Raw genomic sequence first — 16375 nt, 5'->3', positions numbered from 1 at the left:
CGTATAATGCTTCCCTGATTTGGGAGCCTCGATGATTTCTCTACCTATTGACCTCGTATTGCCAGACCTACGAGAGGCCCTGGCCAACCGCAATGAAGTGATCCTTGAAGCGCCACCTGGAGCGGGCAAGACCACTCGGGTGCCCCTGGCGCTGCTGAATGAACCTTGGCTTGGTGACCAGAAGATCCTGATGCTTGAGCCCCGTCGACTGGCTGCTCGGGCGGCTGCAGAGCGTTTGGCGAGTGAGCTAGGTGAGAAGGTTGGGGAGACTGTCGGCTACCGAATTCGCCTTGAGAGCAAGGTAGGCCCGCGAACCCAGATCGAGGTGGTCACCGAAGGTATCCTGGCTCGCCGGCTCCAAGATGACCCTGCACTGGACGGTGTGGGCGTGGTCATCTTCGATGAGTACCATCTTCGAAATCTTGATTCTGACCTTGCACTGGCTCTGTGCCTGAGTGCCCGCGAACTGCTACGTGATGAGCCCCCGCTTAAGCTGCTCCTAATGTCCGCAACGCTGGAAGGTGCTCGCCTGTCAAAGGTGCTGAATGATGCGCCTGTGGTCACCAGTGAAGGGCGGATGTATCCGGTCTCGACGGTTTGGGGTAGCCCCTATCAGCCGGGCGAGCGAATCGATGCGCGAATCACAGACACCTGCTTGGCCGCCATCAATGAACAATCGGGAAGTGTTTTGGTTTTCCTTCCTGGGCAGGCAGAGATTCGGCGGGTGGCAGAAGACCTCAAGGAGCAGTTGAGCCGCCGTCCAGAGGTCATCGTATGCCCGCTGTATGGTGATCTCGACTTGAACGCCCAGCGCGCTGCTATTGATCCAGCACCCAAAGGCTCCCGAAAGATCGTATTGGCCACGAACATCGCCGAGACCAGCTTGACCATCGAAGGCGTCAGGGTCGTGGTGGACAGTGGTCTTGAGCGAGTTCCAAGGTTCGACCCTCGCAGTGGCATGACCCGACTCGACACGCAGCGTATCTCGAAGGCCAGTGCAACCCAACGTGCGGGGCGGGCAGGGCGACTGGAGCCAGGTGTCTGCTATCGCCTGTGGTCGGAGTCGCAGCACGAGCAAATGGCCGGCTATAGCACTCCAGAGATCCTACAGGCGGATCTCGCAGCCCTGGCTCTTCAGCTGGCAAGGTGGGGAATGAAACCGGAAGAGATGACCTGGCTCGACCAACCTCCGTCAGCTCCTTTCGGCCAAGCCAGAGACCTGTTGAAGCGCCTGGGCGCGCTCGATGATGCTGGACAGCTCACACCACACGGATCAGCCATGAGCGAGCTCCCAGCGCATCCACGGATCGCTCACATGCTCATCAAAGGCAATGAGATGGGCCTGGATGACTTAGCGTGCAACATTGCGGCGCTGTTGGGTGAGAAGGACATCCTGCGTGGAGCAGGCGCCGATCTTCACACCAGGCTGAGTGCCCTGTCAGGCGAGCAACATTCACGTCGTAGTGGTGGTTCCTTCCAGAGGGTGAAGCAGTCTGCTCGGCAGTACCGATCCCTGCTGCGTGTGAAAGCGTCCAGCCCTGTCAGCGAGCTCGATCACCCACGGTGGGTAGGGTGCCTCCTGGCATTCGCCTACCCTGACCGAATCGGCCTGCAGAGGCGTGCATGTGCTTCCGAGTACCGCCTCTCTAACGGTCGTGCTGCCGTGTTCTCAGAGCCCGATGCTCTGACGAAGCACGAGTGGCTGGTGGTGGCCGACTTGGGTAGCCGGCAAGGGCAGCGCGAAGAGCGGATCTACCTGGCGAGTGACCTCGATCCGGCTCTTTTCGATGACGAGTTGGCCGACCTTGTGAGGTATGTCGATGAGGTCGACTGGGACGAGAGGGAAGGGGTACTGAAGGCTGAGCGGCAGTTGAAGGTTGGGCAGCTTATTTTGTCGACAAGAGCGCTGCCGAGTCTTGATGAGCAAACCCGCTCGCTGGCTTTGGTCAACCTGGTGAGGCGCAAGGGCATTGAGCTCCTGCCGTGGAACCCTGAACTACGGCAGTGGCAGGCACGGGTCGATTTGTTGCGGCAGTTGGATATCCAAAATGGCCAGGCAGAGAGCAAATGGCCTGATCTCAGCGATGCCAACCTCCTCGATACGCTCGAAGAGTGGCTCACGCCGTACCTTGGCAAAGTCACTAGGCTCAGCCACTTCAGTCAGCTGGATCTGTCGTCGATAGTCAGAAACCTTCTGCCTTGGCCGCTTCCACAGGAGCTGGAGACCCAGGCGCCTCAGGCGATCCAGGTGCCGTCCGGATCGAATATCCGCATTGACTACTCGCAGCATCCGCCAATCCTCGCAGTGCGGCTGCAGGAGCTGTTTGGCCTGGCAGAAACTCCACGCATTGCTCATGGCAAGCAGCCGTTGATTCTGCATCTCCTGTCGCCGGCCCGCAGGCCTGTGCAGGTCACTCAAGATCTCGCGAACTTCTGGCGCAGCACATATGCAGAGGTGAAGAAGGATCTTAAGGGAAGATACCCAAAGCATTATTGGCCCGAAGATCCTTTAGTGGCCGAGGCCACTGCTAAAGCCAAGCCGAGGAAGTCCTGAATCCAGGTGCTTTCTTAGAGGTTTATGGTTCTCCGCCCGCCTTCCGTCGTTGCCTGGGTGGCGCAAGGCCATTAGGCATGGACGCAACCTCTGATTTCACATAGCCTTGAGCGCCAAAAGCCATGGAAGTAGGTGATGGACTCGAGCAATGCGGGCGGCGTAGCAGCCAAGCTTGGATTCTTTTATCAGGACTGTGCTGCGGCGCTTTTCGTAACCGAGATGCTGCTCCACAAGAAGATTGAGGCTGTCAGGTGCGAGGTTACTGATGACATCGACATTCTCTATAGTACGCACACAGAGTTTATCCAGGTTAAAACTTCCGACAAGCCGCGTTGGTCTGTCAGTACAGTAACAACCCGTTCTCGCGGTGCAGACAAAAAGCTTATTGCGAATAGCTCTATTGTCCACAAGTCAATGCAGTGCGCATCCGCACCGCTTGAAAGATGTAGATTTAGAATATTGTCTCCTAGGGATTGCTCAGATCCGCTAGATTTTCTAGAGATTGAAATGTCAAAGCGAGACGGCAAACCTGGTCGTCAAGATCTTATCGACGGACTTGATGGTAAGTTGAAGGGTTATATTGCTCCGGCAGGGAATTCAATAGCCGACTGGGTTGATGCCTGTTGGTGGCACGTTATACCTAGCCTGAGAGAAATAGAGCTTACGGCTCTTGATAATATAAGAAAGGCTGCGCAGAGTCTTTATGGTGTGATTCTCAGTGTGGAGTCTGTGGTTGAAAGTATATGGATCAATATTCTTGTAACTATGACCAAGAAAAGCGCGCTGGATAGGCGCGTTTATGTTGAGGATGATAAAACCTATCATCGAGATAACTTTCTCGCTTGGTTCAAAGCTGAGGTGTTATTCTATGATCGCGTTAATTCTCACGCTAAGGTATACGTGCATCGGAAACTACCAAGTATCTTGGTGCAACTTCAGGCCCCGTTTTTTAGTCCAGCTCCTAGTAGGAATGGGCTAGCTCTCCATCAGCGTTATCAATTGGGTCAGTACCGCTACGACCACATTGCTAACAATATCTGTCACTGGTTTGATGAACTCTTGCTAAGGCCAAGTGAGATTGCTGACTTTATAAGCTCTAGTGCCACGGAAAAGTATAGGATATTGAGGGCGCGACTCGCCGATAATGCCACCGATTTAGAGCAATTTCTTGGGAATGCTCTGCTGCACTCGGTAATGAGGTTGAGGCATGATAGTCAACCTATACCGGCCACGCTTTACCTGGATTCTAAAGACGACCTGAAGGTGTTTGAGAATGTCCATATCGTTCAGCGCTCTAAAGGTGGAGATGAGTTGTGGCTTGGAGTCAGCAAGTTAACTAAGGCAAAAACCGTATCCCAAGTATTGCGTGACCTTAGAGATGCACTATACGATGATATTGTCACCGGCCTAGATGGAGTCAGGGAGACAGTCCTTGATGTTAAAGAAGACTCCTACCTACTGAGTCATGATGTTGATGAAATCCTAGATACAAGCAATTCTTTTGAGGATCATTTGGATCGTTTTAGGTTCGTAATTTTCTTCGGTTATGAGTCCAACTTGTTGACAATTCCTGAGACGAAAGGTCATGAAACCAATTTATATCAGGAAGCCTACCAGCTTTTCGTTGACTTTATATCGGATTTGACGACTAATCCGACTTATGCCCAGCTGAATGTCGAGCTTTATATCTATCCCGCTCCAAGCTTCGACGACTTGTGTGGTTTGTTGGAAAAGAAGATGAGAGACGAAAAATGAACAGTATTTATGACAGTGCTCGACTGCTCCTTGATACCCAGGATTCCTCTGCATTTTCTTATCTACGAGCCGCTGACAAACTGCTGTCTAATCCTGTTTCTTTACATATGGGTAGGGACTTAGTCATCCGTGCCTTGGATGCAAGGCCAAAGTTTTCAAACTACACGCCGCTGCTTCGAAATCTTGTGCGCAAAGCCGGATTGTATCCGTACTTGAAGAAGGAGTTTCAGGATGTCTCGGTGAGCGAAAGAGCAGCTTTAGGTATATACCAAACGCCGTTTTCTGACGACATCGTCTTCCACTCAATGCAGTTTCAGGTCTTTGAACTTCTTAGAGCTGGGCGGAATGTCGTATTGAGCGCTCCAACCAGTATGGGGAAAAGTGCGGTTGTAGATTCCATAATTGGCTTAGGGTTGGTGCGCAGGGCGGTTTTGGTTGTACCCACCATTGCACTTGCCGACGAGACTCGTAGGCGCCTTCAAGAAAGATTTGGAGAGTCATATCAGATCATTCATCACAGTTCACAGGAATCAACTGGTGGTAAGGTTATATATGTGCTCACCCAAGAGAGGGTCAATGAGCGGCAAGATATCTTAGACATTGATTTTTTCGTAATTGACGAATTTTACAAGCTTGCATTCCAGCAGCGGGCCAGTGGGAAAATTGATTACGAAAATGAACGAGTGATTGAGCTTAATATTGCATTAAGCAAGCTTCTCAAGGCTTCCAAGCAGTTTTATATGACTGGCCCATTTATCAATAGTGTCACTGGCTTGGCTAGTCTTGGGTTGGAGTACACTTTCATTTCATCTGATTTTAATACTGTCGCGTTGGATGTCGAGTCATTGAATTTATTACCCAATGATGAGGTAGGTAAGGAGGAAGCCGTTCTTGCCATTGCAGAAAAGTGTCGTGGGGAAGCCACTATAATCTACTGTAAGTCTTCTGCTATTGCTGGTGGTGTTGCTAGGACTTTGGCAGCCAATGGTTTTGGCACGAAGTTCAATAGCCCTCATTTGAACTGGGTGGCAGAAGAATATGATTGGGATTGGGATTATTGCTTAGCGTTACGCAATGGTATTGGTCTTCACTTTGGCGGGTTGCCCCGTGCGTTGCAGCAATATACTATTGATCTTTTCAATCGAGGTGAGATCAATTATTTGATTTGTACTTCGACGATTATTGAAGGGGTCAACACAATTGCTAAAAATGTTGTTATATATGACAACCGGGATGGCAATTTTAGTATCGACAAGTTCACGCATGGGAATATTAAAGGTCGTGCTGGTCGGATGGGGGTTCATTTTGTAGGTAAGGTTTACTGCCTTGAGTCAATACCACAGGATTCGTTCAATCAGGAAGTAGATATCCCACTGGGCATCCAAGATGATACGACGCCAATGAACCTCCTGGTGGGTGTTCAGCCTGAACACCTCAGTGACTATTCTCAGTCTAGGTTTGAACGAGATGAGAATGTTGATGAGTTCGGCGTAGATCTGCTCAAGCGGCATAGCTCCTTCAGCTTAGAAACGTTCAGAGAGATTTACTCCTTTGTGGAGATGCTTTCAGAATCCGACCTGCAGTCCGCAATTTTTCATTGGATGCCTTCTGGCGCGTTTCTGAATGTGTTAGCAGAGGCACTGACCAGGTTTCAAGCAGGAGCTCTTCGTAGGGTACGTATCCCCACGAAAAATACCTCAGTGATCCACGCAAAGCTTACAAACTATTTGTACACCTCTGTGTACGCCGAATACTTCAAGTCCCAGATTGATCAGTCAAAGGCGCGTTTGGAGAGAGGAGAAGTCGAAGACTTATCTATCTGCATTAATGATGATCTAAAGGTGGTAATCAATATTTTCGGACATACAGTGCCAAAACTTCTAGGCATTCTTGAAGACGTGGTGAAGCTGTATGCCAAAAGACGCAATATAAACTCCAAGGTAGACTATTCTAGGTTGCGTGGAATTTTTGAACATTACCATCTTCCTCCTGGTCTTGCTGGCTTAGAGGAAATGGGGGTGCCTGTTCAGACGCTTCAGAGACTTAACAGTCTTGTTGGAGCCCCTCAAGATCTTGATGTAGATGAGATGGCGAAGTTTCTACGTGATAATGAGGAGAGCTGGATTAGCTTGAGTGTCGTTGATCGTTCCTTTTTGAAGAGAACGCTTTATCCAAGTTTGAGAGACTGATTGTTCTGCCATACCTTGTGGAGTGCTGAGACCGGCCATAGAGCCGGTCTTTTGTATCTGGAAACGGCGTCATGCTACCTTGAAGATATTGAACTATTTAGTGGGTTAGCTTTCAGCGAAGTCTGGGTTAATGGTGAAATTTATCGTTCCGAGAAACTTTGATATTTCTTGGGGGGTTGCGTCGGGTGCGCAGGTGTTCAAGAAATCACTAACTTTCTTGGTTATTGCGTAACTAAAATCTTTCCACTCACCATATTCATACGAAAACCTCAGCAGGTCACAAATGATAAATGTCTCTCTGCCTTTATGGTTGTTTTTTGGTATGTATATTACTTTTCCTGAGAAGTTGGCGATCTCCATGTGATCCTCATACTTGTCGTAGTGAGGGTGTATGATTTTGTAGGACTCTTTATCTTTAGGGAACGGTGCTTTTTGTCTTAGTGCACCAGTCAGTACGTCTTGGTCGAGCTTGCTCAAGTTGCATTCCTTACATGCGAGGGCAAGATTTTCAGGCTCAAATAGAAATCTGGGATGCGCCGACTTTGCAATGATATGTTCTACGTCCCAACTCAGTCCGTGGTTTTCTCTTTTGAGCATTCGGCAATAGGCACACTTATAACCTTGTTGTTCAAGGTAGTGTTTGCGGATCGACGCTCTGAGGGGAACCATTGGCCCTGTGGTTTCGTTCCATATTTTATGGTTTACACCGTCGTATTTTTCAATGTAGTCGGAGTCTTCCCGGTTAAAGACTATGGGCCTCATTGGTACAGTGCCTCGAGCTGGTTGATCAGGTGATAAACCGGATCGGTGTTACTCATTTTGCCTTGGATTTGGAATAACTTTTTTATCGTATCCCTATCATTTTGATTGAAATCTTCTCGCTTAGAGATTTTTGTCAGAAGTATTAGGGTGGTGCGTAATAGGTATTCGTTGTTCTGACCAGGTGACTGGAATATCTCTGCGAGTTGGAAGTCTGCAGATCTCTTTGCGTATTCATAGGGCTTGTAAAGCCTTCTTTCTTCAAGGTTTAAAACATACCCATTGTCAGTTACGAGTCCAGACACTAATTGAGGAGAGTGCGTTGCAATTACGAAGTGGCAGCCATGGTAATCAGCGAAAACTTCTTGAAGTTGTTTAACTAAGCTGCTTTGCCATTCTGGGTGAAGGCTGATTTCCGGCTCGTCAATACAAATTAACGCACCGTTTTGAATAGAGCCTGCGATGCCCAACATCATCGTAAGCATACATTGCTGGCCTGAGCTTGCTTGGCTCAGCCGTAGTCGGGACTTGTTGCTGCTCTTGATTAGTGTTATGTCATATATCTTTATTAATCCAAATCTTAAAAGTATTGAAAGTTCCCCTAGTAGGTTTTCTCCGGCTCCCGCATCCAGATCCCAGAGGTAAATTTCCAGGTGGGATTTTTTTTGGCGCTTTAATGTGTCATAGAATTTATATTGGTAGTCGTCGCCGTAAGGGAGGTAACTAACGTCGTCGGATAAGAATTCAATAATCCCCGAGGTGCAGTTAAAGTGTATTTCTGCTTTTTCTGCGTCCTGCAGCCTATAGAATTGCTTGATGTCTAAAGCTAATTTTATGTCGAGGTAAGGTGCAAAACCTAGATATTCGAATATTTTAGAAAGCCTGTATGCATTTTGCTGCCCCTTCATAACTCCGTCTATTAGTGAAGAGAGGCTGCTTGGGACGCTGCTTCCATTGGGTCGCTCTGATCCAATATAGCTATACTTGATCCCACTTGGCTTTTTCCTAGATTGGCTCGAACTCGGGAATCGGTCATGGCGTCCTGTTGATACTGCGATAACATGTGTTGGACAAACAGCAGACCCCGCAGAAATCTGTATTTCTTCGTCGTTGTAGCTATTTATTGATTGGGCAAATTGTTGTGGGACGAAATAGAGGCTTGGCACCTCTGTAATTTCATTTATTGGTGTCGGGCGAGGCCTGCTATACGATTCTGACGGGGCAGGAATACTATTCGGGTAGTCTCGGGCTTGAGAGGGAGGATTTAAAAGTTCGGTAAATGTCCTTGTGTGCCTGGATGGATCTTCAGGTACGCTGCGGAAATAAGATGTCAAAGCTTCAGAATAAGGCTTTTCTTGCTTTGCGAATACGTAGGTGCTAACAATTTTTCTTAAAAGCCGGCTTTTACCAGCAGCGTTTTGACCTACAACCATTGTAAATGTGTTGTCTGTCCATTCGCTTGTCTGGCTGTCGCTGAGAGATACTCTTTTTCCATCAGCCCAGACTGACTCTATTTGAAACCGCATCAATGATGATCCTTATCGACTGTACAGCAGAGCTTGATACCGGACATGGGGGCCAGGCCCTGAGGGCCCTGCAGCTCATCGACATCAAGCATGAGGTAGGTTCAAAAGGGGCAATATGCCATCGCGTTCACTGTACGGCCAGTGGATAGTTATACAAGCGCGATTTGGCCATCTGTGGATAAGTCTGATCTTCGAGGATGACCGGTGGGTAGTGACGCCTATGAGAACGCTCAGGACTGCACAGCGGTTGACGGTACAGTATTCACTGGCACCAAGGGCCCCAGGTTGATGGGGTGTCGACGTTCTCGATGCTCATGCTGAGCTCGTTCTGCATATCTTGGAATACGCGATCCAGGCTGGGTAGGGCCTGGGATTCTCGCAGAGCATTCACGACCTGGAGCAACTGCCTGCCTTGAGCAACTGGCATTCGGATGTTGCAGTAAACAGTGTCGTCTTTGTCGTTCTGCATCACCTTCTCCTGGTTGGGTTTGGGCGTGCTGCCTGCGGCAGACCGGCTGTCGTGAACCGAGCCGCAGCAAGCTGCGTCTCGGCCCTGTCGGACTCACATCCGTCACGCCTGCGCGCTCCGCTTGCGGGCATGTCGAATTTGAGTACCCGCAAGCAGCTTACTTGTGGTACTTGCTGAAACGGCTCGAAAGGGTCGCCGGATCGATCTCGCCCCATTGCTCAGGCTCGGATGTTGCTTTAAGCATTACCCATGCTCTTCGCACAAAAAAACCTCCCACCAATGCTGCCTCCGCAATGGCCACGTTGGTCAGCAGTGTATAAAAACCATCCGCTTTGACGTAAATCCACGCTAGCGGTAGTAGCGTTGCAAACCAGCCCACCACGAATGTAAATGCTGCTGCAATGACAGCTGCAACAAGGATGATCATTGGTACACTGAATCTCAGGTTGGTAGCAAAGAACTTGTTCCCGCTTTGGTTCATCAGACCGTAAAGAATTCCCGTGTTTTTATCCTTGTCTTTCCCGTTCTTAAAAATTCCATACAGGGTGACGTTCTCGCCCACCTCAAGCTCTTCGTAGAGCTTGCTAGTAATTTCCAGGTTTGGGATAACTGCGCCCCCAATACTGACCTTGGCTGTGTAGCCGCCTTTGGTCGGCACTTCTGATTTAACGTAGTCAAGTTTGCCTGATACTTTAAGGCAATCGAATTTCATTAAAACTCATCCTTTTACACTTTGAGGGCCTGTAGGCCGTTTGCGCTCACCGTCCGCCCTGTGCTTCAACCCTCGTCGCTGAAAGCAGAGCCCAGATCGGAGGCCTGGCGGCGGCGGGGTCACCGCTCGTCTTGCCCGCGATATCACCTCGCCATGCCCATTCTAAAATATCCTGTATGGAATGGGTTTGGTCAATGTGGCTTTATCCTCGGATTTGAAGGGCAATCCTGTGAATTCGAGGGAGTCGCTCGCTGCCGTGTTGCGCGTGATCAGGCGCGCTAGGAAACTCAAAGCTGAGCAGTTAGCGGAAGGAGTCACTGCCACGCACGTGGCTAATCTGGAGAACGGCAAAGTCAGCGTGACCATGGACACGCTCGAGGCCGTGGCAAATCTGCTCGATGTCAAAGCGATAACGTTGCTCGCCCTCGCAGCGGGACTTCGTTCCGACCGGGACTATGAGCTTGTTCTTGGTGACATCCAGGCCGAGATCAAACAGCTCGATGCCCTGGGTTTGCTCGCCGAATTCAGCCAAGAATTTGAGGATGGACGCTTGAGGTCACGGCCCTCCGGAGCTCAAGTCTCGAAGGCCCGGCTTGCGGCGGTGCTTGAGTGCAAAGCTTCCGGGCTGACACAAAAGGAAACCGCCGAAAAGCTCGGCATACCTTCTTCAACGGTTCAGAGGCATTGGCAGAAGGGCTGACGCATCAGCCCTCGCATTGCTTCATGAGCCATCCTGTGGGCCTAGTTCAGTCACTAGAGCCAGTCTTCTTCGCCTTGCTTGTGCATTGAGCACCTCCGTTGCCCGGCTTGACGTAATTCAAAACCTAGCTGACTGCCAGCCCTCTTGCTACTGCAGGGCGTCGGGGGGCTGATGACTAAGCTCCGTCCAAAACTTCAGATACTCACGCAGGCTCCTCCGTCCAAAGCCTTTGCGGAAGGTCGCCAGGACGTACCGAGAGTTTAGAGTCTCTAGTACCCAAAACCGTCCCTCTCGCTGGGCCCTAACGATATTTGAGGTACAGATGTAATGGCCATCTGCAAAGCGCCCGTATGGCGTTTTTCGAGCATGGTCAAACACGACGCCGATGCCCGTGTGAGCTTGGATAAATGCACTGCACAGGTAGGCGGTGACGGGCATATCGAAGCCTTGGGCTTCTGCTTTGGCAATGCGCTTGAGGTCAAAGTCAGAGAGCCGTTTGCTGTGGAAGCTCAGGCGTACATTGGTCATTGCTGCTTTCCATTCCTGCCTGGTTCTTTCAGCGGATCATGCTGGCCTGATAAATCGGATGAAGATTTGTCAGCGAGTCGCGGTTGAAGCCAGCGACGTGCGAGCTGTGATAAATGGCGCCGGTGTGCACTTCAAGCAGGCATACAGAGCATTCGTTTTCATCCTCGCCGAGGGTAGCCTCAACCAGAGTTTCCATCTGCCAGCCAGACGTACCGTTCATGTGGGAAGGTGTGACGACGAGAACGTCTGTAACCCTGAGGTCGTCGCCCTGGCCAAGAAGGATCTGCTGCAATCGGGGTTCGCTGTCGACCATGAGTGTTGCCTCGTAGGTGCGACCTTCCTGGTGATGCTGCAGCGTGAGGTGATACCAGTGAGATCGCAGTATCCGAGTCACCTGATCCCAATGACACTGACCTTCGCCGAACATGCCTGGCAGGCCGACCATGTCGATTACGTTTGTTCTGAACATTTGAAGCTCTGGATCCGCGAGCGCCGGTCGGCACTTGGTTAAAAGATTGAGAAGACGTCTCTAAGGGAGGCGAATTTCTTATGCCCTGGGCCAACTAGGACGTAGACGGTATTCCGGGTCTCGAACAGCACGCCATCCATGAAGGACTTGCACATGCTTGAGCGGACGAAATAACCGCGCTCGAAACGACCTTCGCTGTCTTCTAGCACTCTATGCGCGAAGAGAAACAAGGGGAGCTGGCCTGTAGATTTGACGTTCGCAGTCTCCTCTGCAGTGAGCTCAAGCTCGAGAAGCTGCCATTGCTCAACGATGCAGTATGGCTTTGTTGGATAGTGAATTTTTACCAGCTCAAGCGCCTCTTCCTCGCTAGGCAAGCCTTCGAAGGATGTATCTGGTGAGTCCAGGAATCGGATCACGTCGTCAGCAGCCACTGGCTCGCCCCCTCAATAATTTCCAGTAAATTGACAGCGGTCACTGCTCACGCCGGCAGGCTGGGTACTCTCGTTACCCTGTGCCTGCCCGGCTTGGGTGGGCAGCGGGGGCGCATTAAACATCCGAATGCGCCGAAGCGCAATCATAATGAACCTAATTAGGTGTGTTATGATTGGGCTCGTTATGGCTTTATCCTCGGTTTTGTGCGGGGAAAAAGTCGATGGAAGCGGCAGAAGCGCTAGCTGTCGTCGTTCGCGGCCTTCGCAGGTTGCGAAAGGTGTCCCAGGAGGAACTGGGCAGCATCGGACGTTCTCACCTGAGCCGGATCGAGCAAGGTGATATCAACATTCGGCTAGACGTTCTGGTTCGCTTGGCAGAGATCCTTGAGCTGGATGCGGCTGCATTGCTCCTGATGGTGACTGCAGTGCAGAAAGAGGAATCTTTCCGTGATGGACTCAGGCGCTTGTCGAAGCAGCTCAACAAAATCGGCAAAAGCGGAATCGATCTAGAGATCCAGGCGCTACCTGGTGACGGTAAGAAGCCAACCGGACGTCCGGCTCGTCCAGACGCAGCAGCGAAGGCTGTAGAAGCACGACGACTGAAGACGAGCGGCATGGCTGTTCCTGAAATCGCAACCAGCTTGGGTTTGTCTGAAGCGACTATTCGCCGGTATCTAAGGGCTGAAGTGGCTAGCTGAAAATTGAGCGGGAGCGGGCCCTTGACTAGATCGTTTGTAGCGCTCAAGTAAGACGAGGATGTACCCTTGGCATATCTCTAAACTAGGAACACGTTCATGTCTCGTCTTGCAGAATTCCGCCGCCTCGAACTCCAGCTTGCCCAGCAACTTGCTGAGCTGGAAGCAATGAAAAACGATGGCTCCATCCAGGCTGAAATGGAGTTTGAAAACAAACTCCGCGCCTTGCTGGGCGAGTACGGCTACAGCCTCCGTGACGTGATCAACATTCTCGATCCTCAAGCAGGCACTCGCCGTCAGGCTCCCCAGGCTCAGGAGAAGTCCACCCGCAAGCCTCGTGAAGTGAAGGTCTATAAAAACCCTCACAACGGTGAAGTTGTGCAGACCAAGGGCGGTAACCACGCTGTTCTTAAGGCCTGGAAGGCAGAACACGGTTCGGCGACCGTAGAGTCGTGGTTGCAATAAGCTCATCGCCTTGACGTGAGGACGACCCCCTAGTTAACCTCACCTGGTACGTGTCCGGCACCAATACCTCTATGAGGAAAAGACCTCTTTAACGACACCTTAAACCCCGTCGTGGAGAGCCGGAGACCCCGAGAAACACCTTAAAGAACCGCCGCATTGGCGGTTTTTTTCTGCCTCCGATCTCGGTACAGGTAAGATCAAGATATTCGAATTTTTCTAACAGTATTGAATTGATTGCAATCGCATATAGGATGAAGTCATGAGGAACGTTGAATTGATTAACGTATTTGATCCACCTTACGAGATTTGGACGTCTAGAAAGGCCTCGAACGAGGAGTCGATGGATCACTACCAAAAACATGGCTTCTTCTCGTTCAATGTGAAGGACAAACTGATCAAGACTATTACCAGCGCTAGGCAGGCCGCCGAGCACTTATGTTTAACTGCGGCTGACTCTGCACTGGAGAATTTTATTGATGCTGCACTTGATGATAGCGATGCTTATCATTACTTTAGATCGTTGATGCCTAAACTTACACCTCCTGCATTACTAGACTACCAGTCGCGATACCCTCACTATAATCAAGCTGCTGTCGAGCGAGATATTAACCACTATGGATTAAGTCTTGCCGAAGGGCAGACACTTTTCCATGGAGGAACCTGGTCTGAGGGGGCTGATGTCGTAGTGACGACTCGTCCGTTTTCCACAGCTTTTTGCCCCCAGATTGCCCGTAGGAGTGCAGAGTGGCAGGGAAAAGCTTATGACGCAGGGAGAGTAGAGATCACCGTTCTCAAGGTGACCTCTCCGCAGACCAAAGCCTACCTTTACGGCCCTGATGGTGATCACGGCCATGAAAAAGAAGTCTTATTTGCGCCTGGTGCGATCCTTCGCGTGACTAGCAGAACGCAGATCTGCACAACGAGCGCACACAAAGCGGGTGAGCACTTCTCGATGCTTTCGAAAGAGGTGCCGGTGATTCTCGTTGAAGCTCAAATCAGCTGAGGCCTCGATGTCCTTAGATGACTGGTCAATTCGATCCTGACCGTATTTTCCGGGTGTTCTCCAACCTGATACAAGACGCCTTGCTACCGATCAGCGGCCTGCTGTGAGGTAAGCGGCCTAGGGGCACATTCAGCACATCGGGTTGCGTTGACCGCGTGATGAGAAAGCGCTTAACTGTACGCATATACAGTATAGGCGTTTCTCGTCATGATCACCGTCCTCGGCACCCTCGATCCCAGCACCACCGACCTCCCTCTGTACTCGTTTCAGGTGCCTGCAGGCTTTCCCTCTCCAGCAGCGGATCACCTGGAAAAACGCATTTCTCTCGACGAGCTGTTGGACGTGCGGGCACCTCACATCTACCTGGTGCGCGTCGAGGGCGATTCAATGATCGGGGCGGGAATTTATCCAGGCGACCTTGTCCTGGTCGACCGATCCATCCCGCCCGAGCCAGGCCACATCGTAATCGCCGCAGTGAACTGCGAGCCCCTCTGCAAACGCCTCGCCCGCGAAGGCAGCCAGGTCGTGCTGCGGTCGGAAAATCCTCGCTACCCTTCCAGGTATTTGCTGGAGGGTGAAGAGCTCGAGATCTGGGGCGTGGTCACTTATAGCGTGCGCAGCCATGCCAAGCTCTGATCGCGTCTTTGCCCTCATCGACTGCAACAGCTTTTACGCAAGCTGTGAGCGAGTGTTCCGGCTCGACCTCCGGCACAAGCCTGTGGTCGTGCTGAGCAACAACGACGGCTGCGTGATCGCCAGATCGGCAGATGCCAAGCCTTGGATCAAAATGGGCGAGCCGTACTTCCAGATCAAGGAAAAGCTCCGTAAGCACGGCATCGTCGCGTGCTCGTCGAACTACGCGCTCTATGGCGACATGAGTGAGCGGGTCATGTCAGTTATCGAGTCCATGGTGCCCGCAGCAGAGGTGTACAGCATCGACGAAGCCTTCGCCGAGCTCACGGGCATGCCCGGCGATCTTGAGCGCCTGGGCCGACAGATCCGTGCCGAGGTTTATCAGCGGACAGGTATCCCGGTCGGTGTCGGTATCGCCTCAACCAAGACCTTGGCGAAGCTAGCCAACCACGCTGCAAAAAAATGGCAGAGCCATACAGGTGGCGTCGTCGACCTGCGCGATGAGGTGAAGCGCAACTGGGTGCTCAAGAAGTGCGATGCGTCGGACGTTTGGGGAGTTGGCCGGCGCTTGACGGCGCACCTGGCGGCTATGGATATACGAACTGCGTGGGAGCTTGCGCATGCTGACGCCTGGGTGCTTCGGAAGCAGTTCAGTGTGGTGATCGAGAAGACTGCCAGGGAGCTGGCCGGCACCACGTGCCTTGAGCTAGATGAGCCCGACCCACCCAAAAAGGAGATCTGCTGTAGCAGGATGTTCGGTACACGACTGACTGAGCTGGCTCCGATCAAAGAAGCAGTGGCCACCTATACGTCCAGGGCTGCCGAGAAGCTTCGTGCCCAGCAGTCGCTCTGCAAACGGCTACGGGTGAGCATCCGCACGGGGATGTTCAATCCGGACGAGGCGAAGTACGCCAACGGCTTCCTTGTCGAATTGCCGTATCCCACGGACGATACACGTCTGCTGACGAAGGCGGCACATGAGGGCGTGGAGCGGGTATTCCGTGAAAGTTTCCGCTACAGCAAGGCAGAGGTGTTGCTGCTCGACCTCAGCCAACCAAGCGAGATTACCGGTGACCTGTTCGCGACTGCTCAGCCGGTGGCGAGTGAGAAGCTCATGGGCGTGCTTGATGCGGTCAATGGGAGGTGGGGCAGGGGAACGATGCGTTTGGCGAGTGTGCCGGTCGACTCATCCTGGGGCATGCGGCGCGAGATGATGAGCCAAAGCTACACCACAAAAATGGACGAGCTCTGGACTGTGTACTGCAAGTGACCAACTCGGCGGCGCTGCCGTGAAAGATAGAGGTAAGAATGCTTTGAAAGTTGCTGGCATTTTGATATAAAGTTGCCTGCAAGTTCTCCGAAGTTGGTGGCTTTTTGCCACGATTTTAATATCACGGTCTTTAAGTTATAGTGGCACCGCTCCGCCGTTGATGGTGGACTGGAGCCCCATTCTGCAGCTTCTTTGGCACAGATTCGGGCAAGCCATA

Annotated in this window: 16 protein-coding genes; 9 read left to right on the top strand and 7 right to left on the bottom strand. The window is 51.5% G+C overall.

The window, feature by feature from the left end; genetic code table 11:
* The first annotated feature begins 31 nt into the window (after positions 1 to 31).
* The 3 genes from hrpB (at position 32) to A0O30_RS08940 (ending at position 6498) form a co-directional block, all read left to right on the top strand.
* Positions 32 to 2554: an ATP-dependent helicase HrpB gene (gene hrpB, locus A0O30_RS08950; protein ID WP_105946248.1), complete on the top strand. Its 2523-nt coding sequence runs from the start codon at positions 32 to 34 to the stop codon at positions 2552 to 2554.
* A gap of 135 nt (positions 2555 to 2689) precedes the next feature.
* Positions 2690 to 4309, top strand: coding sequence for a dsDNA nuclease domain-containing protein (locus A0O30_RS08945; RefSeq protein WP_105946247.1), 1620 nt, complete (start codon positions 2690 to 2692; stop codon positions 4307 to 4309).
* Entirely contained in the window at positions 4306 to 6498 is a 2193-nt protein-coding gene (locus tag A0O30_RS08940) for a DEAD/DEAH box helicase (RefSeq protein ID WP_105946246.1), read from the top strand. Before A0O30_RS08945 ends, A0O30_RS08940 begins: the two co-directional genes overlap by 4 nt.
* Positions 6499 to 6603: 105 nt before the next feature.
* On the opposite strand, the gene A0O30_RS08935 is transcribed toward A0O30_RS08940, so the two are convergent.
* The 4 genes from A0O30_RS08935 to A0O30_RS08920 form a co-directional block, all read right to left on the bottom strand.
* Complete coding sequence (locus A0O30_RS08935; RefSeq protein WP_105946245.1) at positions 6604 to 7260, bottom strand: HNH endonuclease; 657 nt, start codon at positions 7258 to 7260, stop codon at positions 6604 to 6606.
* Complete coding sequence (locus A0O30_RS08930) at positions 7257 to 8783, bottom strand: AAA family ATPase (protein WP_105946244.1); 1527 nt, start codon at positions 8781 to 8783, stop codon at positions 7257 to 7259. Before A0O30_RS08930 ends, A0O30_RS08935 begins: the two co-directional genes overlap by 4 nt.
* Before the next feature lie 262 nt (positions 8784 to 9045).
* Entirely contained in the window at positions 9046 to 9252 is a 207-nt protein-coding gene (locus A0O30_RS08925) for a hypothetical protein (protein ID WP_105946243.1), read from the bottom strand.
* Positions 9253 to 9409: 157 nt separating this feature from the next.
* Positions 9410 to 9964, bottom strand: a complete 555-nt coding sequence (locus A0O30_RS08920) for a hypothetical protein (protein WP_105946242.1) — start codon at positions 9962 to 9964, stop codon at positions 9410 to 9412.
* Positions 9965 to 10160: 196 nt separating this feature from the next.
* On the opposite strand from A0O30_RS08920, the gene A0O30_RS08915 reads away from it, so the two are divergent.
* The gene (locus tag A0O30_RS08915) at positions 10161 to 10664 is read left to right on the top strand and encodes a helix-turn-helix domain-containing protein (RefSeq protein ID WP_256589640.1); all 504 of its coding nucleotides are present in this window, start codon (positions 10161 to 10163) and stop codon (positions 10662 to 10664) included.
* A 147-nt stretch (positions 10665 to 10811) separates the two neighbouring features.
* Here A0O30_RS08915 and A0O30_RS08910 read toward each other — a convergent pair whose 3' ends face one another.
* The 3 genes from A0O30_RS08910 to A0O30_RS08900 are packed head-to-tail and all read right to left on the bottom strand — an operon-like array spanning position 10812 to position 12092.
* The gene (locus A0O30_RS08910) at positions 10812 to 11192 is read right to left on the bottom strand and encodes a hypothetical protein (RefSeq protein ID WP_105946240.1); all 381 of its coding nucleotides are present in this window, start codon (positions 11190 to 11192) and stop codon (positions 10812 to 10814) included.
* 28 nt (positions 11193 to 11220) lie between these two features.
* A complete protein-coding gene (locus tag A0O30_RS08905; RefSeq protein ID WP_105946239.1) occupies positions 11221 to 11661 on the bottom strand; it encodes a hypothetical protein in 441 nt (146 codons plus the stop codon).
* A 38-nt stretch (positions 11662 to 11699) separates the two neighbouring features.
* A complete protein-coding gene (locus A0O30_RS08900; RefSeq protein WP_105946238.1) occupies positions 11700 to 12092 on the bottom strand; it encodes a hypothetical protein in 393 nt (130 codons plus the stop codon).
* A 221-nt stretch (positions 12093 to 12313) separates the two neighbouring features.
* On the opposite strand from A0O30_RS08900, the gene A0O30_RS08895 reads away from it, so the two are divergent.
* The 5 genes from A0O30_RS08895 to umuC all read left to right on the top strand — a co-directional run bounded on the left by A0O30_RS08895 (position 12314) and on the right by umuC (position 16158).
* On the top strand, positions 12314 to 12790 hold the full coding sequence (locus A0O30_RS08895; RefSeq protein ID WP_105946237.1) for a helix-turn-helix domain-containing protein: 477 nt from the start codon (positions 12314 to 12316) through the stop codon (positions 12788 to 12790).
* A gap of 96 nt (positions 12791 to 12886) precedes the next feature.
* The gene (locus A0O30_RS08890; protein WP_105946236.1) at positions 12887 to 13252 is read left to right on the top strand and encodes a histone-like nucleoid-structuring protein, MvaT/MvaU family; all 366 of its coding nucleotides are present in this window, start codon (positions 12887 to 12889) and stop codon (positions 13250 to 13252) included.
* Between the two features lie 340 nt (positions 13253 to 13592).
* On the top strand, positions 13593 to 14255 hold the full coding sequence (locus A0O30_RS08885) for a hypothetical protein (RefSeq protein WP_146256309.1): 663 nt from the start codon (positions 13593 to 13595) through the stop codon (positions 14253 to 14255).
* Between the two features lie 207 nt (positions 14256 to 14462).
* Positions 14463 to 14891, top strand: coding sequence for a LexA family transcriptional regulator (locus A0O30_RS08880; RefSeq protein WP_105946234.1), 429 nt, complete (start codon positions 14463 to 14465; stop codon positions 14889 to 14891).
* On the top strand, positions 14878 to 16158 hold the full coding sequence (gene umuC, locus A0O30_RS08875; RefSeq protein WP_105946233.1) for a translesion error-prone DNA polymerase V subunit UmuC: 1281 nt from the start codon (positions 14878 to 14880) through the stop codon (positions 16156 to 16158). Before A0O30_RS08880 ends, umuC begins: the two co-directional genes overlap by 14 nt.
* Positions 16159 to 16375 lie beyond the last annotated feature (217 nt).

The organism is Pseudomonas sp. LLC-1, assembly GCF_002992185.1.
Classification (GTDB): Bacteria; Pseudomonadota; Gammaproteobacteria; order Pseudomonadales; family Pseudomonadaceae; genus Aquipseudomonas; species Aquipseudomonas monteilii.
The sequence above is the reverse complement of the archived record's forward strand: the minus strand, read 5'-3'. Positions and strand labels throughout refer to the sequence as shown.